This is a genomic window from Frigoribacterium sp. CFBP 8766, from assembly GCF_014841435.1.
Classification (GTDB): Bacteria; Actinomycetota; Actinomycetes; order Actinomycetales; family Microbacteriaceae; genus Frigoribacterium.
This window is the reverse complement of the sequence record NZ_JACYTX010000001.1, coordinates 730,704-753,550: the sequence shown is the minus strand read 5'-3', so window position 1 is coordinate 753,550 and position 22,847 is coordinate 730,704. Positions and strand designations below refer to the sequence as shown.

Genomic DNA, 22,847 nt, shown 5'->3' with positions numbered 1-22,847 from the left:
CTCGACCCACAGCTAGGACGCCCGTGCCCACCTACTCGTACCGCTGCACCGAGTGCGGCAACGCCTTCGACGTCGTCCAGTCGTTCACCGACGACTCGCTGACGGTCTGCCCCGTCTGCCAGGGCGTGCTCCGCAAGGTGTTCAGCCCGGTGGGCGTCACCTTCAACGGGTCGGGCTTCTACCGCACCGACTCCCGGAGCGGGAGCGGCAGCTCCTCGACCGGCTCGTCGTCGTCGTCCTCGTCGGCCGACGCGAAGACGTCGGGCACGAAGGAGAAGAGCGCAGGAGGCGGCGCGTCCTCCACCGGGTCGGGCACGTCCTCGGGCGGGTCGTCGGGCTCGTCCTCGGGCGGCTCCTCGTCGGGGAGCTCCGGCTCCTCCTCCTGACCCCGGTCTGCGTGACCGGGCGAGGAGTGGTTGAGTTGTCGGCGACCACCCCTCGACCCGAAGGAGCGCACCTGTGAAGGGCTTCAAAGAATTCGTCCTGCGCGGCAACGTGATCGACCTGGCTGTCGCCGTGGTCATCGGAGCCGCCTTCACCGCGATCGTCACCTCGCTCGTGACCAACATCTTCAACCCGCTGATCGGCGCGGCGTTCAACGCGTCGATGCTCGACGAGGCGCTCGTCGTGAGCATCCCCACGGTGGGCGGCGGAGCCGACGCCGAACTCAAGTTCGGTGCCGTCGTCGGCGCGCTGATCAACTTCCTGATCATCGCGGCCGTGGTCTACTTCTGCCTCGTGCTGCCGGTGAACAGCCTGCTGAAGCGCACCTTCGCGAAGCAGTCGGACGAGACCGTGCCGCCGGCGGACGTGCCGCCGACCGACGTCGAGCTGCTGAGCGAGATCCGAGACCTGCTGCGGGCGCAGTCGGGCATCGACTCCGGCGTCGCCGGTCACGGCAGCCACGCCGCCGACCCGACGCCGAGCGGCAGCGTCAACCTCGGGAACGGACCGCTCGGCAGCCGCTGAGCCCGGAGCCCCACGACGAAGGCCCCCTGACCATCCGGTCGGGGGGCCTTTGTCATCGGCCACCCTGTCGATATATGAATATCAGTTGCAGCAGATGATATTCAGAATTAGCATGGCGACGCCGACCGACTGGTCGGACCCCGTCGATCACCGAGGTGACGCCCATGCCACGACCCCTCTCCCTGCGAGTCGTGCCCGAGCTCCGTGCCGTCCACGTCGAGCGCCACCGCCGCGGCACCCCCGCCGAGCTGCTCTACCTCGACGCCGCCTCCGACGCGGTCGGCACGGTGCTGGCCCCGGGCATCGAGCGGGCCACCCTCCCCGCCGTGCTCCGTCGCTTCGCGACCACGGACGCCGTCGTGCTCGAGGTGCCGGAGCCCCTCTGGATGCGCTTCTGGCCGCGGCACGTCGCCCTCGTCGCGGGCTTCCGGCTGGCCGGGGCGCTGCGGAGGCGGCGCCACGAGGTCTGCTCGTACGCGATGGAGAACAACTCGATCGACGTCCTCGTCCGGGGCAGGGGGCACGCCCCGGGGGTCGCCGTCCTCGCGGCAGCCGGGCTCGTGGGCGCCGTCGCGCGGCTGGGCCTCGACCGGATCTGCTACGCGAGCCCGGCGGCACGCGACGCCTACGCGCGACTCCCCTTCGTCGCCGCCGTGCCGTCCACGGTCTCGCTCGAGCTGCCGGAGGCGCACCCCGATCCGCGCCCCGTCACCCCCCTCCGAGCCGTCTTCCTCGGCGTCCTCGACGAGCGCAAGGGCCTCCGCGAGCTCGTCCGGGCCTGGCCGGCCGTCGAGGAGGCGGTGCCGGGAGCGGTGCTCGACCTCATCGGTTCCGGACCGCTCGCCGACGAGGTCCACGAGTGGGCGGCCGAGGCACCCGAGACGCGTCGCCTCCTGGGCCCGATGCCCCACGCGGCCGTGCAGGCGGCCGTCGCGACCGCCTCGGTGCTCGTCGCCCCGTCCGTGCCCGACGGCCGGTGGATCGAGCAGATCGGCCTCCCCATCAAGGAGGGCCTGGCCGCCGGCGCGACGATCGTGACGACCCGGCAGACCGGTCTCGCCGCCTGGCTCGAGGAGCACGGGCACCACGTCGTCGACGTCGACGAGCGCTCGTCGCTCCCCCGTCGACTGTCCGCCGCCCTCGGGTCGGCCCTGCGACACCCGCTGCCCCGTGACGAGGTCCGCGCCTCCCTGCCCTCCCGCGACGGACGGCTGACCGCCGACGCCTGGCTGCACGGCGACCGGGTCGGAGCACCGTCGTGAGCTCGCCGACGACGCTGTGCTACTCCGACCCCATCCCCACGGTGCTGACGCACTTCCGGCGCGAGCTGGCCGAGACCCTGGCCGGGGGCGGCGCCGATGCCTCCTGTGCGCGCTGGTCCCGACCCGTCGAGGGCCTGCCCGGCCTGGGCGGGACGCTGCGCATGGGGCTCAACTGCCTGTACAACACGACGCGTGCCCGGCTGACCAGAGGTCCGGTGCTTCAGCTCTGGCCGAGCCTCGGGCTCCTCGAGGCCCGGGGATGGGCGTCCCGGCGCCATCCGCGGTGGGTGCTCTTCCACGACCCGACGCCGCTCCGCCGCCAGCACGGGTTCTCCGACCGCTCCCGCCGGTGGGCCCGGCGCGCCCCCGCGGCCTCGCGTCCGACGCTCGTGGTGCTGAGCCGCTCCGCGCTCGACGTGGTGCGCCGCGAGCTGCCCTCCCACCCCGCCGTCCTGACGATGCACCCGATCCTCGACGACCAGCGGCTGACGCCGAAGACGTCCCGTCCGTCGGTCGTGGTGGCCGGCCAGTACAAGCCGGCCCGCGACCTGGAGCTGCTCGCCCAGCTCGGTCCGCGCCTCCGTGACGCCGGCTGGACCACGACCATCGTCGGCAGGGGCTGGCCGCCCGTGCCCGGCTGGGACGTCGACGACCGCTTCGTCCCCGAGGGCGAGCTCGACGACCTGCTCGGCTCGGCGTGGGCACTGCTGCTCCCGTACCGCGAGTACTTCCAGTCGGGCGTCGCCGTCCGGGCGCTCGAGAACGGGACGCTGACCGTCGGCGAGTCGACGTCGTTCCTCGACGATCTCCTGCCCGCCCAGGAACGCCTGAGGGTGCCGGTCGGGGCTGGCCCCGACGCCTGGGTCGAGGCGCTGACGTCCGTCACCGCCGACCCCGCCGTCGTGCACGCGGCGTTCGTCGACTACCGCGAGCGAGCGCGCCGGTCGTGGAGCACCGTGTTCGCCGACCCGAGCTGACGACGAGCTTCGTCAGCCCCAGTGCGGCGGCACGTCGTCGCGGAGCTGACGGTCGTTCTCCCCCGACGCGTGCCGAGGAGGCTCGGGTGCAGGAGCAGGATCGCTGCCGGGCACCGGGTCGGTCGAGACCCGCCGGCCGCCGCGACGCCGCACCACGAGCGGGGCGGACCCGGCCGTCTCGACGACCGCGGGGTCGTCGGCGGGCCGACCCGCGCCTCCTGCGGGACCTGCGTCGGGGTCGCGCGGGCTCGTCGGCTCCGTCATCGCGGTCAGAGCCGGTTGACGTGCTGGCGGGCCGACAGCGTGGGGACCTCCTGCGTGCGCGTCCCGTCGATCCCCAGCACCTCGGCGACCCGTGCGGCCACGGAGTCGGGATCGGTGAACAGCTGGAACGCGTGCACCCGGACGTAGTGCCAGCCGAGGCGGCGCAGCGTCTCCGGCCGGGCCCGCAGCGACTCGCGGAGGCTCGTGCGCGACAGCGTCGTGTCCGTCTCGATGGTCACGCAGACGCCGTCGTGGGCGGCGACCAGCCCGAGCTTGCCGCGGTGCCCGAGGGCGACGGGGATGCCCTTCGCCTCGAGGCGCCGTGCCAGGTCGACGAGCATCGGGTCGGAGTCGTCCGGCACGTGCTCGGCGCTGGTGCGCGCCTGGACCTCGGTGAGGATCTCGGACAGCGCGACGGTGCCGTGCCCCATCCGTCCGCCGTCGATGTCGTCGGGCTGGAAGCAGGTGACGATGATCATCGAGCGACGGGCCCGCGTCATGGCGACGGCGAGCAGGCGCTCCCCGCCGGGCTGGCCGAGCGGCCCGAAGTCGCTGAGGACGCGGCCGTGCGGGGTGCGTCCGTAGCCGATCGAGAAGATGACGTGGTCGCGGCTCTGCGCGACGCTCTGCTCGAGCGTCGCGACCATGAACGGCTCGCCCCGGTCGCCGACGACGAACTCCGTCAGGTCCTTGTGGCCGGACACCGCCGTGAGGACGGCCTGCTGCACGCGGACCGCGTGCTTCGCGCTCGCGGTGATGACCATGAGCGACTCGGCCGGCCGGGTGCGCGCGTGCTCGACGACGAGCGAGACGACGCGGTCGACCTCGGCGTCGACGCTCTCGACGGCGCCGGACTCGGGGTCGGGCACGGCCGTGCCGCCGGAGACGTAGTCGAGCGCGATGCTGCCGTGCCCGAGGAAGCTGCCCGCCCAGGGCAGCGACTCGATGCGCCCGCCGTAGAAGCGGCGGTTGACGAGCTCGGCCAGGTCTTCTCCGCCGGCGCGGTAGCTGCGGGTCAGCGACAGGGTCGGCAGCAGGGTGGACAGGCGGGCGAGGGCGCTGTCGGCGTGCAGGGCGTCGAGCTCCGCCTCGTCGTGACGAGGCGGCTGCTTGCCCGGCGTCACGGCGATGTCGAACTCGGACGGCGTCTGCGTCACCGGGTCGCCGAAGGCCACCGTCTGCTTGCCACGGCGGATCGCCCCGACGTTCTCGGCGATGGTCGTCGCGCCGGCGTCGACGAGCACGACCGTGTCGAACGGCACCGTGTCGGCGATGGTGTGCACCTCGTAGGGCGAGGCCAGCCAGACGGGGGCGATGGCACGCGACAGGTGCGGCGCGGCGTCGTGCAGCAGGCGGGCGGTGAGGTGCGGCTGGCGCAGCAGGGCCTTCAGGGCCGACGCCTCCTCCGGCCAGTCGACGAGACCGATCTTCCAGTTCTCGGCCAGCTGCCAGCCGAGCAGCTGGGCGCTGCCGGCCGCGTGCGCCTCGTCGACGAGCCGGAAGTCGGCCTCGAGCCGGTCGAGCATGGCGGTGTTGGCGCCGAGCAGCGCACGGTCGGCCTCGAGCAGCGACTCGAGGGCCGAGCGCCACCAGGCGAGCTCGAGCTCGGCGGCGACCTGCTGCTCGGGCACGTGGCGGTTCGCGAGGTCGGTGATGAGCGGCGCCAGCTCGAGGTCGCGCAGGGTCGTCATGAGCTCGGTGCGCTCCTGCAGGTTCTGCAGCACGTCGCTCTCGGCGGCGAGGTCGCGCAGCTTCGGGCCGAGCTCGGCCACGCCGATCTCGGTCAGGCTGTCGTCGCCGCGGAGGCCGAGGGGCGAGTCGAGGCGCTCCAGGTCCTGGCTGACCTGCTGGTGCAGCACGTGCGCGTCGGCGATCCCCGTGGGCACCTCGGGCGGCGTGCCCGCGACCACGTAGCGCTGCCACGCGATGCGCTGCTGCTGGATGCGCTGCAGGGCGCTGTGCAGGTCGGCGATGTGCACCCCGGGCCGCACGTATTCTTTCGCGAGCTTCTTGAGGCGGCGACGGTTGGCGCTCGACATGTCGGGCGCCTCGCGCTTCGGCGCGGTCGCCGCGACGAGCTCGGCGACGGAGCGGTCGAACACCACGGGCTGGAACTTGTCGAGCGTGTCGCGGATCTCGATGAGGAGGCGCAGGTAGACGCCCAGCTCGGCCACCGACTCGAAGGGGCGCATCCGGGTGCTGCCGATCACCTCCTGCGCTCGCTCGAGCAGGCGGGGCAGGTCGCGGTGGTGCAGGTTCTTGGCGAGCTGGTGGGCGTCGCCGGCGCCGAACGAGTCGGTGAAGCGGGCGCCGTACCAGGGCGAGTCGCCCGGGCCGTAGCGGAACTCGCCGAGGTTGGCGGCGTTGACCATCGTCTCGGCGACGCGGCGACGGCCGTCGACCATCGCCTCGACGCTGCGGCGGCTGAGGCGCGCGGTGGTCGCGGGAGGCGCGGGCAGCAGGGCGAGCCGCGACAGCTCGGTGAGGCAGTCGAGCACCGAGACGCGGAGCCCGTCGTCACGTCGGCTGAGGGCGCCGCGGTAGTCGACGAGCACCTTGCGGAGGCGCACGAGCGCGTCGTCGACCTCGCCCATCTGCGGGTGGGTGGCCTTCTCGTCGCGGCTGATGGCGCGGATGACGTCGCGGCGCAGCGTGGTCGGCGAGACGGCGACCCCGGGCAGGCCGATGTCGGCGAGGCGGGCGGTGATGCCCCGCAGGGAGGCGCGGCGAGCGCTGACGACGAGCACCCGCTTGTTCTGCGACACGAGTCGGCCGATCGCGTTGACGATGGTCTGCGTGCCGCCGGTGCCCGGCAGCGTCTTGACCACGACCGAGGCGCCGGCCGCGATCTGCGCGACGACGTTCTCCTGCTCGGGGTCGGCGTCGAGCAGCAGGGTGTCGGTCTCGGGGCTGCGCTCGTCCTGGGGCGTCGCGGTGGTCGGGCGGTACCCCTCCTGCACCTGGCGGATCGCCATGGCGTTGCCGCCGAGCGCGTCGAGCACGGGGTGGCCGAGCTCGCGGGCGTCGAGGGCCATCTCGGTCGAGACCTCGGCGAAGGTCGACACCACGAGGCGCGGCTGCACGGTGAACCAGTCGAGGTGCGCCGTCAGGCCGCGGAGGCGGTCGATCACGGGGTTGGGCGTGAACGCGCCCTCGCGGCCGGCGAGCGCGACGAACGCGTCGGCGTCGAGCGAGATGTCGAACTGGTCGTGCAGCGCGTCGGAGAGCGCGGGGTTGAGGAACGGCTCGCCCAGCAGCTTGACCTCGAAGTCGCGGCCGTGGCGCCGGATGGCGAGCGGGCGGAGCAGGACGGGCGCGCGGTGGTCGCGGCCGGCGAACGACCACGCGGCGACGCCGATGGCGAGGTGGACGGCGTCGATGCCGCGCACCGTGCTCAGCTCGAGGCCCTTCGCGGCGATCTCGCCGGCGGCGACGCGGGCCGTCCGGAGCGCGAGGTCGTCGCGGATGAGGCTCGACAGCAGGGTCGTCTTGCCGGTGATGAACTGGGCGAGGCCGCCGGGGTGGGTGGTGCTGAGCTCGATGCGGGCCCGCTGCTCGTCGCCGAAGTGCAGCAGGGTGGAGGTGCCGCCCACGACGCTCAGCTGGTCGCGCCACCCGGTGCGGGACGGCTCGGCCACGTTGCCGACCGCGAGGCCGGGGTCGCCGAGGCTCACCGTGCCGGGGGACGCTGCTCCCCCGGGCGCGCCCGTCGGGACGGCCACGGAACTGGTCCCGTCGTCGTCGTCGTCATGCTGTCTGTCGGCGCGCCACACACGGCCACCTTAAGCCGTCGTCACCGTGATCCGCCTCAGGACGGGCGGGTCGGCGGCGACTGGACGACCGCCTCCTGCGCGCCGGGTCGCCGTCGCGGTCGACACGGTCGACGCGCGACACGTGTGGTCATGTCATCGGACGTGGTGCGCCGCGTCGTGCGCGGCGTGCTGCGCATCATGATGACACGTCCTCATATGTGCCGCGCCGTCCGCGTCGGGTCATGTGTACGGCGCGGCAGGCCTCGCGTGGTCACAGAACGAGCGAGACCGTGCTCGTCATCACATATTTCTATCTATATCTGCTCATGTGAGGTGAGAGTGCAGTACCGTCGGCGTCAACGGTCCGGTGGTGACGACGGATGCGCCGTCACCACGTGGCCGCTCCCCCGCCCTCCTCACGACCGGAGACACGACATGCCCTTCGAGCAGAAGTACACCGACGAGACGCGCGAGCAGTCGCTCGCCCGCGTCCTGGAGCGCCGCGAGGCGGAGCCCGGCAACCGCGCCATCATCCGCGAGACCGCCGAGCAGTTCGAGGTCGGCGAGCAGTCGCTCCGTGGCTGGATCCGCGCCTGGGAGAAGGCGAACGCCCCCGCGGCGTCCGTCATCGCCGAGGAGGCGGCCGACACCGCCGAGGACGGCTCGGCCGTGCGCACCGACGGTGACGCGCAGGAGGAGCCGGCCGCCGCGCCCGCGCCCCGGCGCGGTCGTCCGCCCGGCAGCGGCGCCAGCGCCAAGGGCGGCGACGGCGGCGACCAGGCGTCCGCCGAACGCGTCACGGAGCTCGAGGCCGAGGTCGCCAAGCTCCGTCGCGACCGCGACACGCTCAAGGCCGCCATCGGCGTGCTCGTCGGCGACTGACCGACCCCGGCAGAGCCGGGTGACCAGGCCGCGGCGAGCGCGGCGGCAGCGGGGGGCTGCTGCTGCGCTCGCCGCGGCCTCGTGCATGTCGCGACGTGCGTCGTTCGTCGCGCGGCGTCATGTCGCGGCCCCGTGACACGGACGAAACACGCGCTGCCTATGCTGACGCGACGCGGAGCGCGCAGACGCCGCTCCCCGGACGCGAGGAGGACGCCATGGCCGGCAAGTTCATCGTCACGCAGGGCGAGTCGGGCGAGTACCGCTTCGTGCTCACCGCCGCGAACGGCGAGGTCATCGCGACCTCGGAGGGGTACCGGCAGAAGGGGTCCGCGCTCAACGGGATCGACTCCGTGCGCCGGACCGCGGTCGACGCGATCGTCGACGACCGCACCCTGGAGCCCTCGCCGACGCACGCCGACTGACCCGCGCCTCCTGCCCCGAGCCGGCGAGCCCCGGGATCAGCCGGGCTCCGCCCCGGTCGCCACGGGGCGGTCGGGGTCGGAGGACCACGCGCTCCACGACCCCGGGAACAGCACGGGGTCGTGGCCGGCGACCGTCAGCGCGACGGCGGCGTGCGCGGCGGTGACGCCCGAGCCGCAGTAGACCGCGACGGGCTCGCCCGGCCGGACGCCCACCTCCTCGTACCTCGCGCGCAGCGCGTCCGCGTCGAGGAACAGCCCCGAGGCGTCGAGGTTGCCCGCGGTCGGGACGCTCACGGCGCCCGGCACGTGACCGGCCCGCGGGTCGACGGGCTCGACCTCGCCGCGGTAGCGCTCCCCGGCGCGGCTGTCGACGAGCGTGCCGTGCGCCGGGAACGCGGCGGCCCCCTCCGCGTCGACGGTCGGCAGCCGGCCCGAGCCGAGCACGACGTCGCCGGGCTCCGGTCGCACGTCGCCGGTCTCGACCGGCAGGCCGGCCGCGATCCACGCTCCGAGCCCGCCGTCGAGCAGGCGCACGTCGGCGAGGCCGGCCGCCCGCAGCAGCCACCACGCCCGCGCCGCGGACTGGCCGCCCAGGTCGTCGTAGACCACGACCGGCTCGCCCTCGCGCAGCCCCCAGCCCTGGGCGGACTGCTGCAGCTCGTCCGCAGTCGGCAACGGGTGCCGCCCCTCCGTCGCCGCCAGGCCGTGCCCGGCGAGCTCGGAGCCGAGGTCGACGTAGACGGCTCCCGGCAGGTGGCCCTCGCGGTGCGCCGGCCGCCCGTCGGGACGGTCCAGCCGCCAGCGCACGTCGAGGAGGCGCGGCGGCCGATCGCCCCGGAGCGACCGCTCCAGCTCGGTGACGGAGACGAGGGGGTGCGGCGCGGAGGTGCGGTCGGCGGTGTCGGCGGTGTCCATGCCGCGAGGGTAGCCGCCGGGCCTAGGCTCGGGTCGTGCCCGACGCCCCCGCCCCGCAGTCTCCGTGGGAGGCCGCCGCGGGCGAGGCGCTCTCAGGGCTGCACCCGCGCCTCCTGCCGTACTTCCGGGCGATCCCGGCCGGCTCCGTCGGACGCGGCCAGGGCGTCTTCGCCCGGGCGGGCACGCCGCGGCGCTGGCTCTGGCCGGTGCTGTGGGTGCTCGGGCGCCAGGGAGTCCTCTTCGCCGCCTGGCAGCACGACGTGCCCTTCACCGTGACGAACCGCCCCGGCGTCGACGACGCGGGCGCTCCGGTGGTCAGCGCGGTCCGCACCTTCCGCTTCGCGTCCGGCGAGCGCCGCATGGTCGACGCCGTGACCGCGACGTCGACGGGGCTCGTCGACCACCTGGGGCACCGGAGGCGCTGGTCGGCCGACCTCGTCGCGCACGCCCGCGACGGGGCCCTGTCGATGACGTCGGGCACGATGCGCCTGCGCGTCGGCCGGCGTTCCGTCGCGGTGCCCGCCGCCGTGTCGCCCCGGGTGTCGCTGCGCGAGGAGTTCGACGAGGCCGTCGGTCGACAACGGGTCTCGGTGACCCTCGACGCGCCGCTCGTCGGCCGGATCTACGAGTACACGGGCCACTTCGACTACTCGGTCGAGCCCGACGACACAGGGGGAACAGCATCGTGACCGACCACATCGTCATCGCCGGCGCGTCCGGCTTCATCGGCCAGCACCTCGCCGCCGCCTGGCGCGCCCGCGGCGCTCGCGTCAGCGAGATCGGCCGATCCGGCCCCGACGCACGTTGGGGCGACACCGCCGCGATCACCCGCCTGCTCGACGGCGCCGACCTGCTCGTCAACCTCGCGGGCAAGAGCGTGAACTGCCGCTACGGCCCGGCGAACCGGGCCGAGATCATGCGGTCGCGGGTCGAGACGACCCGGGAGCTGAGGGAGGCGGTGCTCGCCTGCGCCGCGCCTCCTCGGCTCTGGCTGAACTCGTCGACCGCGACGATCTACCGGCACGCCGAGGACCGCCCGATGACGGAGTCGACGGGCGAGCTCGGGCGGGGCTTCTCGGTCGACGTCGCGACGAGCTGGGAGCGCGAGTTCTTCGAGGGCGAGCTGCCGGGGACCCGCCGTGTCGCCCTGCGGATGGCGATCGTCCTCGGGGACGGCAGCGCCCTGGTGCCCTTGATGAACCTCGCGCGGGCCGGGCTCGGCGGCCCGCAGCTCGACGGGCCGTGGCCGGCGACGAAGGCGCGGCTCGCGGCCGGCACCCACCACCGCCAGGGCGCCGGAGGCGGTCGGCAGAAGTTCAGCTGGATCCACGTCGACGACGTGCTCGGCTCGATCGACTGGCTGCGCGAGCACGACGACGTCGACGGGGTCGTGAACCTGTCGTCGCCGAACCCGAGCGACGACCGGACGATGATGGGGATCGTCCGCCGTGCGGTGGGCATGCCGATCGGGCTCCCCGCGACGCGCTGGATGCTCGAGCTCGGCACCGCCGTGCTGCGCACCGAGACCGAGCTCGTGCTCAAGAGCCGCTGGGTCGTGCCCGAGCGACTGGTCGAGGGCGGCTACGAGTTCGTGCACCCGCACCTCGACGAGACCGTGAAGCAGATCGTCGCGGAGCGCCGCCGCCGCTGAGCGCCGGCCGGGCCGGGCCGTGCCGTACCGGGCCGAACACGGTCTCGGAAGGGGAAAAGGGACGCCGTAGGCGCGGGCCCACGCCTGCGCCGTCCCTTTTCACCTGCATCGCGGCTCGCTGTCTGCCACGGCCCCGCCGTGCGCCCCGCCGCGCGCCCCTCCGCCGGCCCGCCGGCCGCTAAGCGGCTCGCGACGCGGCCGGTCGGCCGTAGGTGAGGCGACGCAGCGCCCACTCGGCGGGCCCCTGCCGGCCGGCCCGGTCGAGCAGCACCGCGACGACGACCGTGACGAGCCAGACGCCAACGGCGATCAGCCCGATCGCCAGCGTGCCCGCGCCGACCCCGAGGCCGAGCGCCCACGGCTTCAGCAGCAGCACGAAGAGCACCGACTGCAGCAGGTAGCAGGTGAGCGAGCGCCGGCCGACGGCGACGAGCGCCCGCACCGGCGCCGAGGTGGGGACGAGCACGGAGGCGGTGCGCGCCTCCCGCGTGCCGACCCACCAGCCGACGAGGCCGAGCAAGGCGAGCGCGCCGGCCACGCCGGTCGCGCCGTGCAGCACGCCGAGCAGGTACAGCACGACGCGACCCGGCTGCCAGGCCTCGATCGCCGCGAGCACCAGCGGGAGGGCGCCGAGCACGCTGACGGGGAACCCGACGAGCGCGAGACGACGGAGCAGGGGGAGGTGCTCGGCGGGGCGCTCGAGGACGCGCCGTCGTCCGAGCAGCGTGCCCAGCACGGCGATGGGCAGGAGCATGCCGATGGTGAGGGGGGCGGTGAAGATCACGCCCACCAGCGCGAGGAGACGCCAGAGCGCGTCGCCCAGGACGGTTCCGACCTCGAACGGCACGGCGTCGATCTCGTTGGCGCCGCCTCCGGCGAGGCCGTCCTGACCGGCCACGGCGAGGAACACCACGAGCGTCGACCAGCCCACGATGCGGAACGCCCGGTCGCTCGCCGCGAACAGGGCCGCGAGGACGAGCCCGAGCAGTCCGTAGCTGAGCAGGATGTCTCCCTCGAAGAGGAACACGACGTGCAGCGCCCCGAACACGACCAGCCAGAGGCTCCGGCGCAGGAGGAGTGCCCTCGCCCTGTCGCGCGGCACCCCACGCGCGGCCTGACGCTGCAGCAGCACGGTGAAGCCGTAGGCGAAGAGCAGGGTGAAGAGGGGGAACGAGCGGTTGTCGACGAGGGTGCCGACGAGCACGTCGGCCACGTGGTCGCCCGGGCTGCCGTCGACCGGACGGGCCAGGGGGCCCGTGACGCGGTCGGTCAGGTAGTGGACGCTGTTCGCGAGCGCGATGCCCAGCAGGGCGATGCCGCGGAGCAGGTCGGGCGCGACGAACCGGCCTGCCGCGGCGACGGGGCCGCTGTAGGCGACCGGCGTCCCGACTCCGGACGCGGCCCGGGGGTCGGCGACCGGGGCCGGCGGGGCCGCCGGCATCGCGGGCGCAGGAGGCGGCGGGGCGTCAGAGGGGACGTGTTCCGGTGTCGAGGTCACGCGTCCAGGGTGGCGTGCCGCCGCACGGGGCGCCTCGGCCGGTCGGCCGACCCGGCCGTCGTCCCGTCGGCCGACCCCGTGGTCGACCCGACGGGCGACCGCGCGCCGACGTCAGTCGAGCGGGAGCTTGGCGGAGAGCTCGGCGTCGGACGGCTCGACGAGGTGGCTGCCGTCGGGGAACACGACCACGGGGATCTGCGTGCGGCCGCTGACCGCGAACGCGCGGTCGGCTCCGTCGTCGACCGACTCGAGGTCGACGTAGTCGTAGGCCACGCCCTCGCGGTCGAGCAGCGCCTTCGAGCGGCGGCAGTCACGGCACCACTCGGCGCCGAACATGAGGATGCGGTCGGGGGCTGCGTCGGACATGCGCCCATCGTACGCTCGGCCCCCTCGGGGCCCGTCCGAGTCGATTCCCACCGTGGGCGCGGCCGCAACGCACGGGTCAGGCGGGCGGCTCAGGCGGGCGGGTCAGGCGAGCGGCTCAGGCGAGCGGCCGCACCGGCGACGCCGTCTCGGTGCCACGCCCCGTCTCGGCCGTGCGGGACGCGAAGACCTGGCGGAGGCGGACGACGGCGATCTCGACCAACTGGGCCCCCACCTCCTGCTTCTCGGCCTCGTCGTCGAGCTTGAGCCGACGGTCGAGCTCGGCGACGACCTCGTCGCGGCTGCGGCCGGCCGTGCGGATGACGAAGGCGCGGCCGAAGCGCTCCTCGTACACCGCGCCTCCCTCGGCCAGGGCCTTGACGAGCTGCGGGTCGTCGGTCTCGTGGGAGGCGCGCTCCTCGCGACGCCCGTACTCGTCGGCGCCCGCGTCGCCGGTGGCGGGCTCGGCGACGAGGTCGTGGTGCTCGAGCGCCTGGTCGACCTCGTCGGACGTGAGCGACCCGGCGCGGCGTGCGACGGCGAGCAGGGCGTCGAGGTCGGCGAAGGGAGCCTCGGCGGACACCTCGTCGACCCAGCGAGGCACGGACAGGGCGGTGGCCAGCCGCTCGCGCAGCTCGCCTTCGGGGAGGTCGATCATGCCGTGAACTGTATCCGGCGACGGCCCGCCCGGCCCCGGCCCGGCTGGTGCGCGGCCGGATCCGGCCCCCGGCTCGGCAGCGCGCGTGGCTAGGTTGGGCGCATGCGCATCGCCCTCGCCCAGATCTGGAGCACCCGCGACCCGGCCCGCAACCTCCGTGAGGTCGAGCGGGCAGCCGAGGAGGCGGCAGCCGAGGGAGCCGAGCTGGTCGTGTTCCCCGAGGCAGCCATGACCGCGTTCGGCTCCGACCTCGCCGCGGCGGCCGAGCCGCTCGACGGCCCCTGGGCCTCCGCCGTGCTCGGCCTCGCCGGGCGGCTCGGCGTCACGATCGTCGTCGGCACGTTCACTCCGGGGCAGGACGGCACGGTGCGGAACACGCTCCTCGTGGCCGGACCGAGCGGCGAGCTGGCCGCGAGCTACGACAAGGTGCACCTCTTCGACGCGTTCGGCCACGCGGAGTCCGACTCGGTCGAGGGCGGCGACGAAGCCGTCACCGTGGCCGTGGGGGGCGGCGACGGGCGCGACGACGACGCCGGCCGTGGTGCCGTCGTGGGCCTCGCCACCTGCTACGACGTGCGGTTCCCCGCGCTGTTCCTCGCGAACGCCGCGTCGGGCGCCGAGGTCAGCGTCGTCGCCGCGTCGTGGGGCGACGGCCCCGGCAAGGTCGACCAGTGGCAGCTGCTGACCCGCGCACGCGCCGCCGACAGCACGACCTTCGTCGTGGCCGTCGGGCAGGCCGACCCCGCGGCGGTCGCGGAGGCGGCCAGGGCCTCCGGCGACGCCGAGACCGAGCGCGCGGCGACGGCCGCGGCGGCGAGCGCGTCGCCGACCGGCGTCGGGCACAGCCTCGTCGCCTCGCCCTTCGGGGCCGTGGTCGCCGAGCTCGGCGCCGAGCCGGGGCTCCTCGTCGTCGACCTCGACCTGGACGAGGTCGCGGCGGCTCGGCGCACCCTGCCCGTGCTGGCGAACCAGCGCTTCGCGGTCGCGGACCGTCCGCGGGGCTGACGCCGCACCTCCTCGTGGGGTGTCGGTCGGCGGGCCTACGGTGGGGCCATGACTCGTTCGCAGCAGCCCCCGTCCGTCGTCGTCGCGATCACGGGCGGCCGCGTGGTGCCGATCGTGGGCGAGCCGATCGAGGGCGGCACGGTGCTGATCCGCGACGGCCTGGTCGAGGCGGTGGGCGCTGCCGCCGACGTCGAGGTGCCCGCGGGCGCCCGGGTCGTCGACGCCACGGGCCGCTGGGTGCTGCCCGGCTTCGTCGAGGCGCACGGCCACGTCGGCATCAGCGAGGAGGCGAACGGCCCCGTCGGCAACGACACCAACGAGATGACCGACCCGAACACCGCCGGGGTGCGGGCGATCGACGCGATCGACATCGACGACGAGGGGTTCCGCGACGCGCTCTCGGGCGGCGTCACGAGCGTCGTCGTCAAGCCCGGCAGCGGCAACGTGATCGGCGGCCGCACCGTGGCGATCAAGACGTGGGGCAGCCGCACGATCGACGAGCAGGTGATCAAGGAGGCGGTGAGCGTCAAGTCCGCGCTCGGCGAGAACCCGAAGCGGGTCTACGGCAGCCGCGACGCGCTGCCCTCCACGCGGCTCGGCGTCGCGTACGTGCTGCGGCAGGCCTTCGAGGACGCCCGGTTCTACGCGGCGTCACGCGCGGCGGCGGCCGTGGCGGGCGAACCGTTCCGGCGCGACCTGCGGCTCGAGACGCTCGCCGACGTGCTCGACGGCACCCTCGTCTGGGACCAGCACGTGCACCGGCACGACGACATCGCGACGGCGATCAGGCTGTCCGAGGAGTTCGGCTACCGCCTCGTCGTCAACCACGGCACCGAGGGCCACAAGCTGGCCGACGTGCTGGCCGAGAAGGGCGTCCCGGTGATCTTCGGGCCGATGCTCACGTCGCGCACCAAGGTCGAGCTGCGCGACCGGGCGATCTCGAACCTGGCCGCCCTGGCCCGCGCCGGGGTGACGGTCGCGATCACCACCGACCACCCGGTGGTGCCCATCAACTTCCTGGTGCACCAGGCGTCGTTCGCCGTGAAGGAGGGGCTCGACCCAGTCGTCGCGCTCGAGGCGCTGACGGTCAACCCGGCACGCATGCTCGGGCTCGACGACCGCGTGGGAGCACTGGCTCCCGGGCTCGACGGCGACGTCGTCGTCTGGTCGGGCGACCCGCTCGACGTGATGAGCCGCGCGGAGCACGTGCTGATCGGCGGCGTCACCGTGTACGAGTGGGACGCGGCGGCCGGGCGCGGTCGCACCGTCGAGCGGGCGGAGCGGTTCGTCGCTGCGGCTGCCGCCGCCGGACGTGGTGGTCGCACCCGCGGACGACGCGCCAGCCGGCCGTAGGCCACGGCGGGCGCGTCGCGGCTCAGCGCGGGTGCGGCGTTCGGTGTCCAGGTGTCCGGCCGCGCCTACGGGGCGTCGGGCGAGTCGACCGTGACCGTGCCCGCGACGATCTGGTCGCGCAGGGCGTCGACCTCGGCGGCGAGGTCGGCGGGCACGCTCGACTCGAGGTCGTGGAACGGCGCGAGGCCGACGCCCTCGTTCTCGAGGGTGCCGACGTACGGCTCGTTCGTGAAGCTGTCGTCGATCGTCGACACGGCGATCTCGCGGACGGCCTGCTCGGTGTCCTTGAGCACGGAGGTCAGCAGGATCGGGCGGTACGCCTCGGGCAGGGTGTCGTACCCGTCGTTGTCGACCCAGATGACGCTGACTCCCCCGGCGTCGAGCGCGGCCGAGGCGGCGCCCTCGCCGACCTGGCCGGCGACGGGCATGATCACGTCGGCACCCTGGTCGATCAGCGCCTGGGCGACCTGCTTGCCCTTGTTGACGTCCTCGAAGTCGCCGGTGAAGGAGCCGTCGCGGGCGACCGGGTCCCAGCCGATCAGCCGCACGGAGGCACCGTGCGCGGCGTTGTAGGCATCGACGCCCTGCGCGAAGCCGTCCATGAAGAGGGTCACGGGCGGCTGGTTGCCGCCGCCGAAGGTGCCCACCGCGCCGGTCTTCGAGACCCCGGCCGCGAGGTAGCCGGCGAGGTACGACGCCTGCGCCGTGTCGAACAGGATCGACTTGACGTTGTCGCCCTCGACGGTCTCGTCGACGATGGCGAAGTCGACGTCGGGGTTGGCCGCGGCCTGCTCCTGGGTGGCGGCGGCCAGCTCGTAGCCGACGGTCAGGACGAAGCCGCAGCCGGACTCGACGGCCTGGGTCACGTTCGGCGCCAGGTCGGTCTCGGAGGTCGAGACGAGCACCTGGGCGGCGACGCCGTCGGCCTCGGCAGCCTGCAGCCCGGCCCAGCTCGACTGGTTGAACGAGCGGTCCTCGAGGCCGCCGGAGTTGGTCACCATCCGGGCACAGTGCGTCGAGGCCGTCGCGGCGCCCCCGTCGTCCGACGGCGCCGACGCGCACGCCGACAGGAGGACCAGCCCGGCCAGGCCGGCGGCGGCGCCGAGGAGGCGCGGGCGGGCGGAGCGGGACGCGATGCGGACGGGCACGACAGCACGGACAGACACGACGGATGACCTCCTGGACGGCGAGCGGACGCTGCTCTGCCGATGATCATGGCACCTCCCCCGGGCCTGCACCGGGTCGTGACCGTGCGGGGGCACAGGCGGTGTCGAATCGTGACCTGGGGAGGAGCGGCGTCAGTCCTCGGGGAGCCCCGCCGCCCGCGCCAGCAGCGCGAGCTGCACCCGGCCGTCGACGCCGAGCTTGTCGTAGGCGTGGCCGAGGTGGGTCTTCACCGTCGCGACGCTGACGTACAGCTCTGCGCCGATCTGCGCGTTCGAGCGGCCGCGCACGACCCCGCGCACGACGTCGGCCTCGCGGGCGGTGAGCAGCGCGAGACGGGACCGGGCCTCGTCGGCCGCGGCCGCCGCCTCCTCGGCGCTGCCGTCGACGGCCTGCACGGGGACGGACGCCGTCGCGGCCCCGATCACGCGGTCGAGCACGCTCGGTGACAGGGTCGACCGGCCCTGCGCCGCCGCGAGGACCGCCGCCACCAGCTCGGCCGGCGGCGTGTCCTTGAGCAGGAACCCGCGGGCGCCGAGGCGCAAGGCCCCGAGCACCATGTCGTCCGCGTCGAAGGTCGTGAGCACGAGGACGGCGAGGTCGGGTCGACGTGCGAGCTCGCGCTCGGTCGCGGCGAGCCCGTCACGGCGGGGCATGCGGATGTCCATCAGGACGACGTCGGGGACGGTCTCGGCGATGACGTGCTCGGCCTCGACGCCGTCGCCGGCCTCGCCCACCACCTCGACGGACGGCTCGCCGCCGAGGATGAGGCGGAGTCCGGTCCGGACGAGCCTCTCGTCGTCGACGAGCACCACGCGGACCGGGGCGGAGGTGCGGGTCAGCGGGTCCACGGCAGCCTCGCCTCCACGACGTGGCGACCCGCGGACGAGTCGAGGGTCAGGGTGCCGCCGGCGAGACGGGCTCGCTCCGCCAGGCCGTCGAGGCCGTGGCCGCCGCGCCCGGCACGCGCGCCAGCGGCTGCGGCTGCACCTGCACCTGCACCTGCACCTGCACCTGCACCTGCACCTGCACGCAGGGATCCTGCCGCCGACAGGGCCGGCGACGGCGCCCCCGGACTCGACGGATACGCGGGGACGGCTCCCCTCGAGGCAGTCCCGAGTGCGTTCTCCACCCGGACGACGAGCTGGCCCCCGGGACGCCCGTCGAGCGTCACCGTCACCGGCTGCCCCGGAGCGTGCCGGCGGGCGTTCGTCAGGCACTCCTGCACGATGCGGAACGCGTGCCGGCTCGTCGTCGTGGGAGGCGCCTCCTCGGACGGGCCGTCCGCCGCGGCGGGGTCGCCGCGGCCGCCGGTCAGGGCCGAGGGGAGCGACGACTCGAGCTGGACGACCATGCCCGCGGACCGCGCCTCGTCGAGCAGCTCGTCCAGCCCGGCCAGGGTCGGCTGGGGCGGAGCCGCCACCGCGCCGCCGTCGGGACCGGGTTCGCGGAGCACCCCGAGCACGTCCCGCAGCTCGGTCAGCGCCGTCCGCGCGTTCTCCCGGATGACGCCGGCGGTGGCCCGCGTCTCGGCCGGGTCGAGGTCGTCGCGGTACTCGAGGGCCCCGGCGTGCAGGGCGACGAGCGAGAGCCGGTGGGCGAGCACGTCGTGCATCTCGCGAGCGATCCGGGTGCGCTCGTGGTCGCGGGCCTGGGACAGGCGGAGGTGCTCCTCCTCCTCGACGAGGCGGGCACGCTCGCGCAGGCTGCGCAGCAGCTCACGACGACCGCCGATGTAGAGCCCGACGACGACGATCAGGGCCGTGACGACGACGACCGCGACGAGGGTCTGCCAGAGCGGGAGGACCGGCTCGGACCGGAAGTACAGCACCTCGCCGAGCACGCTCGCGACGACGAAGGCCAGTGCCACGGGGACGATCTCGGCGGCCCGTCGGCGGGTCGCGAGCGACACGAGCATGAGCGACGCGGCGCACGACGCGAACGGCGAGATGCCCGCGAGCACGACCGCCACCAGGGTGAGGACGAACGGGGCGCGGTGCCGCAGGGGCAGCAGCACGAGCACGGTGAGCCCGACGAGCACGTCGAGGAACACGAAGAGGCCGAACAGCGGCTCGGCGTCGCGGACACCGGTCGGGTCGCCGAACCAGACCGCGAGCGACACGACCAGGCCGAACACGAGAGCGACGAGGAGCCGCCACGTCTCGCCCCAGGCGCGGGCCCAGCCACGGGGTCTGCCGTCGGTCGCGGTCTCGGTGCTCATGCTCCGAGGGTACGGAGGGGGCGCCTCCTCGGGGATCGACCGAAGGTCGGAGGCCGCCCCGGCGGCACGAGAACGGGCGCATTCAGCATGCAGGAAGTCCGTCTACGCCGTTCCTGCACCGTGCACGACTCAGGAACATCGGTCCCCCCGCCGCGAGACGCAGGACCGATGTTCCTGAATGAGAGAGGCGCGGTCAGCCCGTGTTCTGGAGGCCGGCCGCGATGCCGTTGACGGTGAGCAGCAGGAGGCGGTGGTCGGCGTCCGCCGGGTCCTTCTCGACCGAGCGGCGGATCCCCCGCAGTGCGCGCAGCTGCAGCAGCGACAGCGCGTCGACGTAGGGGCTCCGGAGGCGCACCGAGCGGCTGAGCACCGGTCGCCCCTCGAGCACGTCGCTCGACCCGCTCGTCGCGAGCACCCACTCGCGGGTCAGCGCCATCTCGGCCAGCACCCGGTCGGCGAGGTCGTCGCGCTCGGCCAGGCCGAGGTAGCGGCGGGCGATGTGGTCGTCGGTCTTCGCCAGGGACAGCTCGACGTTCTTGATCATCGTGCGGAACAACGGCCAGGCCTCGTAGGCCTCGCGCAGCACCTGCACGTCGCCGACCGCGGCGAGCGCCGAGCCGAGGCCGTACCAGCCGGCCAGGTTGATGCGGGCCTGCGTCCACGCGAAGACCCACGGGATGGCCCGGAGGTCCTCGAGCGACTCGACCGAGAGGCCGCGCCGCGCGGGACGCGAGCCGAGCGCGAGCAGGCCCACCTCCTCCATCGGGGTGACCGTGGCGAACCAGGTCGCGAACCCGTCGGCCTTGACCAGGCCGAAGAAGGCGTCGCGCGAGGCCGCGTCCATGGCCGCGGCCAGCGGGGCGAAGCGCTCGGCGGAGGCGGCGTTCGCGGCGGCCGTGGACGGCGTCGACGCGTGCAGGGTCGCGGCGGCCATCTGCTCGATGTGCCGGGCGGCGATCACCTTGTTGCCGTAGTTCGCGAGGATCACCTCGCCCTGCTCGGTGATCTTGAACCGGCCCTCGACCGACCCGGGCGGCTGGGCGCGGACGGCCTCGTGGGCCGGTCCCCCGCCGCGGCCCATCGAGCCGCCGCGGCCGTGGAACAGGGTCAGCTCGATGTCGTTGCTCCGTGCCCACTCGGCGATGCGCGCCTGCGCGTCGTAGAGGGCGAAGGTCGCACTGACGGGGCCGACGTCCTTCGACGAGTCGGAGTAGCCGAGCATCACCTCGAGCTTGCGGCCGGTCGCGGCGAGACGACGCTGCACCGCGTCGGTCTGCAGGGCCTCGTCGAGGATGCGCGTCGACGCCTCGAGGTCGGCGAACGTCTCGAACAGCGGGATGACGTCGAGCACGGGCGCCGCCTCGGCCGAGCCGAGGGCGATCTCGGCCAGCTCGACGACGTTCGCGAGGTCGGCGGACGACTGGGTGAACGACACGATGTACCGGGAGGCGGCACGACGCCCGAAGCGCTGCTGCAGCGAGGCGACGGTGCGGAACACGTCGAGCACCTCGACGGTCTGAGCGCTGAGCTCGCCGCCGGCCCGCGCCTCCTCGAGGGCGGTGCGGTGCACCTGCGAGTGCTGGCGCACCTCGAGCTCGGCGAGGTGGAAGCCGAAGGTCTCGACCTGCCAGACGAGGTTCTGCAGCTCGCCGTTGGCCGCGCGGTGCGCCCCGGCCGCGCGGAGCGACGCCTGGACGGTGCGGAGGTCCGCGAGCAGGTCGTCGGGCCCGGCGTAGGCGAGGCCCTCGACGGCGCGGCGCGTGGCGTCGATCCGCTCGGCGACGAACAGGAGCACTCGGCGGTGGGTCTCGTTGGGCGAGCGGATGCCGATGCGCGAGGCCGTGTCGGGGTCGAGCGCGCGCTGCTGCTCGGCGAGCTCGCGGACGCCGACGTCGGCCGGGGTGTCGGCCTCGTCGAGGGTCAGGGTGCCGCCGATGCGGCCGGCCGCGCGGTGCAGGCCGAGCAGCACGTGCTCGGACGCGATCTCGGCGGCGGCGCGGGTGACCTCGGCGGTGACGTGCGGGTTGCCGTCGCGGTCGCCGCCGATCCAGCTGCTGAAGCGCATGAAGGCCGGGGCCGCCACCGGCTGACGGCCGGCCGCGTCGCCGTTGAGGCGGTCGTCGAGCACGCGGTACACGTGCGGCACGACCTCGAACAGGGTCTGGTCGAAGACGTTCATCGCGGTGCGGACCTCGTCGAGCGGGGTCGGCCGCGTGGTGCGCAGCGGTGAGGTGCGCCACAGCACGTCGATCTCCTCGAGGAGGCGACGCTCGGTCTCGAGCAGGTCGGCCGTGCTCTGCGCGGCGTCGCGCTCGTCGAGCAGGTCGCTGATGCGGCGGATGGTGCTCGCGACCGCACGGCGACGGGCCTCGGTGGGGTGCGCAGTGAAGACGGGCTGGAACCGCAGCGCCTGCAGACGTGCCGACGCCTCCTCGGCCCCCAGCTCCTCGACGAGCCGCTCGACCGCGGCGGGCAGCGAGTCGGCCCGCTCGCGGCGCCTGCGCAGCACGCGCACCCGGTGGTGCTCCTCGGCGAGGTTGGAGAGGTGGAAGTAGACGGTGAAGGCCCGGGCGACCTGCTCGGCGCGCTCCTGGTCGAGCTCCGCGACGATCTCGCCGGCGCGGTCGACCGGCTCGGCGGAGTCCGTCTTGCCGGCGTGGCCCGCGGTCGCGTCCTCGTAGGCGGAGATGACGGCGGCGCGCAGGCGCTCGACGTCGGCCAGCAGGTCGGGGCCGCCGGCCTCGGTGAGCACGCGCCCGAGCAGGCTGCCCAGGAAGCTCACGTCGGCGCGCAGGTCGGTGTCGACCGCCCCCCGGACGTCGTCTCGGCTGGCTCCGTCGGGTCGCTTCGCGGTGTCGGTGTCGGTGTCGGTCACGGGACCATCATGGACGAAACCGGGGGCGGATGACGCCGTGTTCCGGCCCGGGCAGGCAGCCGCGTTCGCCCGACGGCCCGGGCCTGCGTCAGAACCAGCGGTGCAGCAGCTGCTCGAGCACGTTCTTGGCGACGCCGACGGGGCCGCTCGCGGGCTCGCCGTCGTCCTTGCCGACCGCCCTCAGGAGCGCGGCCTGCGCCTCCTCGTAGTCCTCGGCCTCGTCCTCGTCGAAGTCGGCGGGGGCGTCTCCCCTGGCCCCGGCGAGCGCCTCGAGCTGCGCGACGCTCCAGCGCATGCCGACGGGCTGCGGCGCGGACTCGATCAGCTGGTGGATCTCGAGGTCGGAGCGGCGGCCCCGCGGGTCGGCCGCGGCCCGGACCAGGTCGGTCAGGCCCTGCAGGCTGGCCTCGGAGCTGCGCGCGGCCTGCACGCGTCGTGCCCGGCTGCAGAGGTCGTACAACAGTCCGTCGTCCATGGTCGCTCCCCTCGAGTGGACCTCGATCCTGGCAGGCGAGGCGGGTGCGACGCACCTGCGACGGTCGGGCGACCGGCTGCGACAGGCCGCGACGGGCATCGCCCCCACCGCGACCGGCCGCGACCGGCTGGCAGGATGACC

At 74.4% G+C, this 22,847-nt stretch carries 22 protein-coding genes; 11 read left to right on the top strand and 11 right to left on the bottom strand.

Going from position 1 to position 22,847, the window contains the following annotated elements; all coding sequences use genetic code 11:
- The first annotated feature begins 23 nt into the window (after positions 1 to 23).
- The 4 genes from IFT90_RS03620 to IFT90_RS03605 all read left to right on the top strand — a co-directional run bounded on the left by IFT90_RS03620 (position 24) and on the right by IFT90_RS03605 (position 3,208).
- Positions 24 to 386 (top strand): FmdB family zinc ribbon protein, encoded by a 363-nt coding sequence (locus tag IFT90_RS03620; protein ID WP_192041001.1) that lies wholly within the window; start codon positions 24 to 26, stop codon positions 384 to 386.
- A 73-nt stretch (positions 387 to 459) separates the two neighbouring features.
- Entirely contained in the window at positions 460 to 969 is a 510-nt protein-coding gene (mscL, locus tag IFT90_RS03615) for a large conductance mechanosensitive channel protein MscL (protein WP_192041000.1), read from the top strand.
- Positions 970 to 1,133: 164 nt separating this feature from the next.
- Positions 1,134 to 2,231 (top strand): glycosyltransferase, encoded by a 1,098-nt coding sequence (locus IFT90_RS03610; RefSeq protein WP_192040999.1) that lies wholly within the window; start codon positions 1,134 to 1,136, stop codon positions 2,229 to 2,231.
- A complete protein-coding gene (locus IFT90_RS03605) occupies positions 2,228 to 3,208 on the top strand; it encodes a glycosyltransferase (RefSeq protein ID WP_192040998.1) in 981 nt (326 codons plus the stop codon). Before IFT90_RS03610 ends, IFT90_RS03605 begins: the two co-directional genes overlap by 4 nt.
- 12 nt (positions 3,209 to 3,220) lie before the next feature.
- Here the strand turns inward: IFT90_RS03605 and IFT90_RS03600 are convergent, their stop codons facing one another.
- Entirely contained in the window at positions 3,221 to 3,472 is a 252-nt protein-coding gene (locus IFT90_RS03600; RefSeq protein WP_192040997.1) for a hypothetical protein, read from the bottom strand.
- Positions 3,473 to 3,477: 5 nt separating this feature from the next.
- Entirely contained in the window at positions 3,478 to 7,194 is a 3,717-nt protein-coding gene (locus IFT90_RS03595) for an AAA family ATPase (RefSeq protein ID WP_371740983.1), read from the bottom strand.
- 465 nt (positions 7,195 to 7,659) lie between these two features.
- Between IFT90_RS03595 and IFT90_RS03590 the strand changes: the two genes are divergently transcribed.
- Both IFT90_RS03590 and IFT90_RS03585 read left to right on the top strand, forming a co-directional pair.
- The gene (locus IFT90_RS03590; RefSeq protein WP_192040995.1) at positions 7,660 to 8,106 is read left to right on the top strand and encodes a hypothetical protein; all 447 of its coding nucleotides are present in this window, start codon (positions 7,660 to 7,662) and stop codon (positions 8,104 to 8,106) included.
- Between the two features lie 215 nt (positions 8,107 to 8,321).
- Positions 8,322 to 8,528, top strand: a complete 207-nt coding sequence (locus IFT90_RS03585; protein ID WP_123547974.1) for a DUF1508 domain-containing protein — start codon at positions 8,322 to 8,324, stop codon at positions 8,526 to 8,528.
- Between the two features lie 36 nt (positions 8,529 to 8,564).
- Here the strand turns inward: IFT90_RS03585 and IFT90_RS03580 are convergent, their stop codons facing one another.
- Entirely contained in the window at positions 8,565 to 9,443 is an 879-nt protein-coding gene (locus tag IFT90_RS03580; RefSeq protein ID WP_192040994.1) for a sulfurtransferase, read from the bottom strand.
- A 35-nt stretch (positions 9,444 to 9,478) separates the two neighbouring features.
- On the opposite strand from IFT90_RS03580, the gene IFT90_RS03575 reads away from it, so the two are divergent.
- Together IFT90_RS03575 and IFT90_RS03570 are read left to right on the top strand one after the other, a co-directional pair.
- Positions 9,479 to 10,132 (top strand): DUF4166 domain-containing protein, encoded by a 654-nt coding sequence (locus IFT90_RS03575; RefSeq protein ID WP_192040993.1) that lies wholly within the window; start codon positions 9,479 to 9,481, stop codon positions 10,130 to 10,132.
- A complete protein-coding gene (locus tag IFT90_RS03570) occupies positions 10,129 to 11,094 on the top strand; it encodes a DUF1731 domain-containing protein (RefSeq protein ID WP_192040992.1) in 966 nt (321 codons plus the stop codon). Before IFT90_RS03575 ends, IFT90_RS03570 begins: the two co-directional genes overlap by 4 nt.
- A 178-nt stretch (positions 11,095 to 11,272) precedes the next feature.
- Here IFT90_RS03570 and IFT90_RS03565 read toward each other — a convergent pair whose 3' ends face one another.
- The 3 genes from IFT90_RS03565 to IFT90_RS03555 form a co-directional block, all read right to left on the bottom strand.
- Complete coding sequence (locus IFT90_RS03565) at positions 11,273 to 12,592, bottom strand: DUF418 domain-containing protein (protein WP_371740982.1); 1,320 nt, start codon at positions 12,590 to 12,592, stop codon at positions 11,273 to 11,275.
- A 111-nt stretch (positions 12,593 to 12,703) separates the two neighbouring features.
- Positions 12,704 to 12,958, bottom strand: coding sequence for a glutaredoxin domain-containing protein (locus tag IFT90_RS03560; RefSeq protein ID WP_192040991.1), 255 nt, complete (start codon positions 12,956 to 12,958; stop codon positions 12,704 to 12,706).
- A 115-nt stretch (positions 12,959 to 13,073) separates the two neighbouring features.
- Positions 13,074 to 13,613: a 2-oxo-4-hydroxy-4-carboxy-5-ureidoimidazoline decarboxylase gene (locus tag IFT90_RS03555; protein ID WP_192040990.1), complete on the bottom strand. Its 540-nt coding sequence runs from the start codon at positions 13,611 to 13,613 to the stop codon at positions 13,074 to 13,076.
- 102 nt (positions 13,614 to 13,715) lie between these two features.
- Here IFT90_RS03555 and IFT90_RS03550 point away from each other — a divergent pair, with 102 nt between their 5' ends.
- Positions 13,716 to 14,618: a carbon-nitrogen hydrolase family protein gene (locus tag IFT90_RS03550; RefSeq protein ID WP_192040989.1), complete on the top strand. Its 903-nt coding sequence runs from the start codon at positions 13,716 to 13,718 to the stop codon at positions 14,616 to 14,618.
- Between the two features lie 48 nt (positions 14,619 to 14,666).
- Entirely contained in the window at positions 14,667 to 15,971 is a 1,305-nt protein-coding gene (locus IFT90_RS03545; protein ID WP_192040988.1) for an amidohydrolase, read from the top strand.
- 65 nt (positions 15,972 to 16,036) lie between these two features.
- Here the strand turns inward: IFT90_RS03545 and IFT90_RS03540 are convergent, their stop codons facing one another.
- From IFT90_RS03540 to IFT90_RS03520, 5 genes are all read right to left on the bottom strand, one after another.
- A complete protein-coding gene (locus IFT90_RS03540; RefSeq protein ID WP_192040987.1) occupies positions 16,037 to 17,137 on the bottom strand; it encodes a BMP family ABC transporter substrate-binding protein in 1,101 nt (366 codons plus the stop codon).
- 132 nt (positions 17,138 to 17,269) lie between these two features.
- Entirely contained in the window at positions 17,270 to 17,977 is a 708-nt protein-coding gene (locus tag IFT90_RS03535; RefSeq protein ID WP_192041415.1) for a response regulator transcription factor, read from the bottom strand.
- A complete protein-coding gene (locus IFT90_RS03530) occupies positions 17,974 to 19,356 on the bottom strand; it encodes a sensor histidine kinase (protein WP_192040986.1) in 1,383 nt (460 codons plus the stop codon). Before IFT90_RS03530 ends, IFT90_RS03535 begins: the two co-directional genes overlap by 4 nt.
- A 193-nt stretch (positions 19,357 to 19,549) precedes the next feature.
- Positions 19,550 to 22,231 (bottom strand): phosphoenolpyruvate carboxylase, encoded by a 2,682-nt coding sequence (locus tag IFT90_RS03525; RefSeq protein WP_192040985.1) that lies wholly within the window; start codon positions 22,229 to 22,231, stop codon positions 19,550 to 19,552.
- Positions 22,232 to 22,319: 88 nt separating this feature from the next.
- Positions 22,320 to 22,706: a hypothetical protein gene (locus IFT90_RS03520; RefSeq protein WP_192040984.1), complete on the bottom strand. Its 387-nt coding sequence runs from the start codon at positions 22,704 to 22,706 to the stop codon at positions 22,320 to 22,322.
- Here IFT90_RS03520 and IFT90_RS03515 point away from each other — a divergent pair.
- Positions 22,705 to 22,845, top strand: coding sequence for a hypothetical protein (locus IFT90_RS03515; RefSeq protein ID WP_192040983.1), 141 nt, complete (start codon positions 22,705 to 22,707; stop codon positions 22,843 to 22,845). The two genes, IFT90_RS03520 and IFT90_RS03515, sit on opposite strands and share 2 nt — an antisense overlap.
- The last annotated feature ends 2 nt before the right edge of the window (positions 22,846 to 22,847 follow it).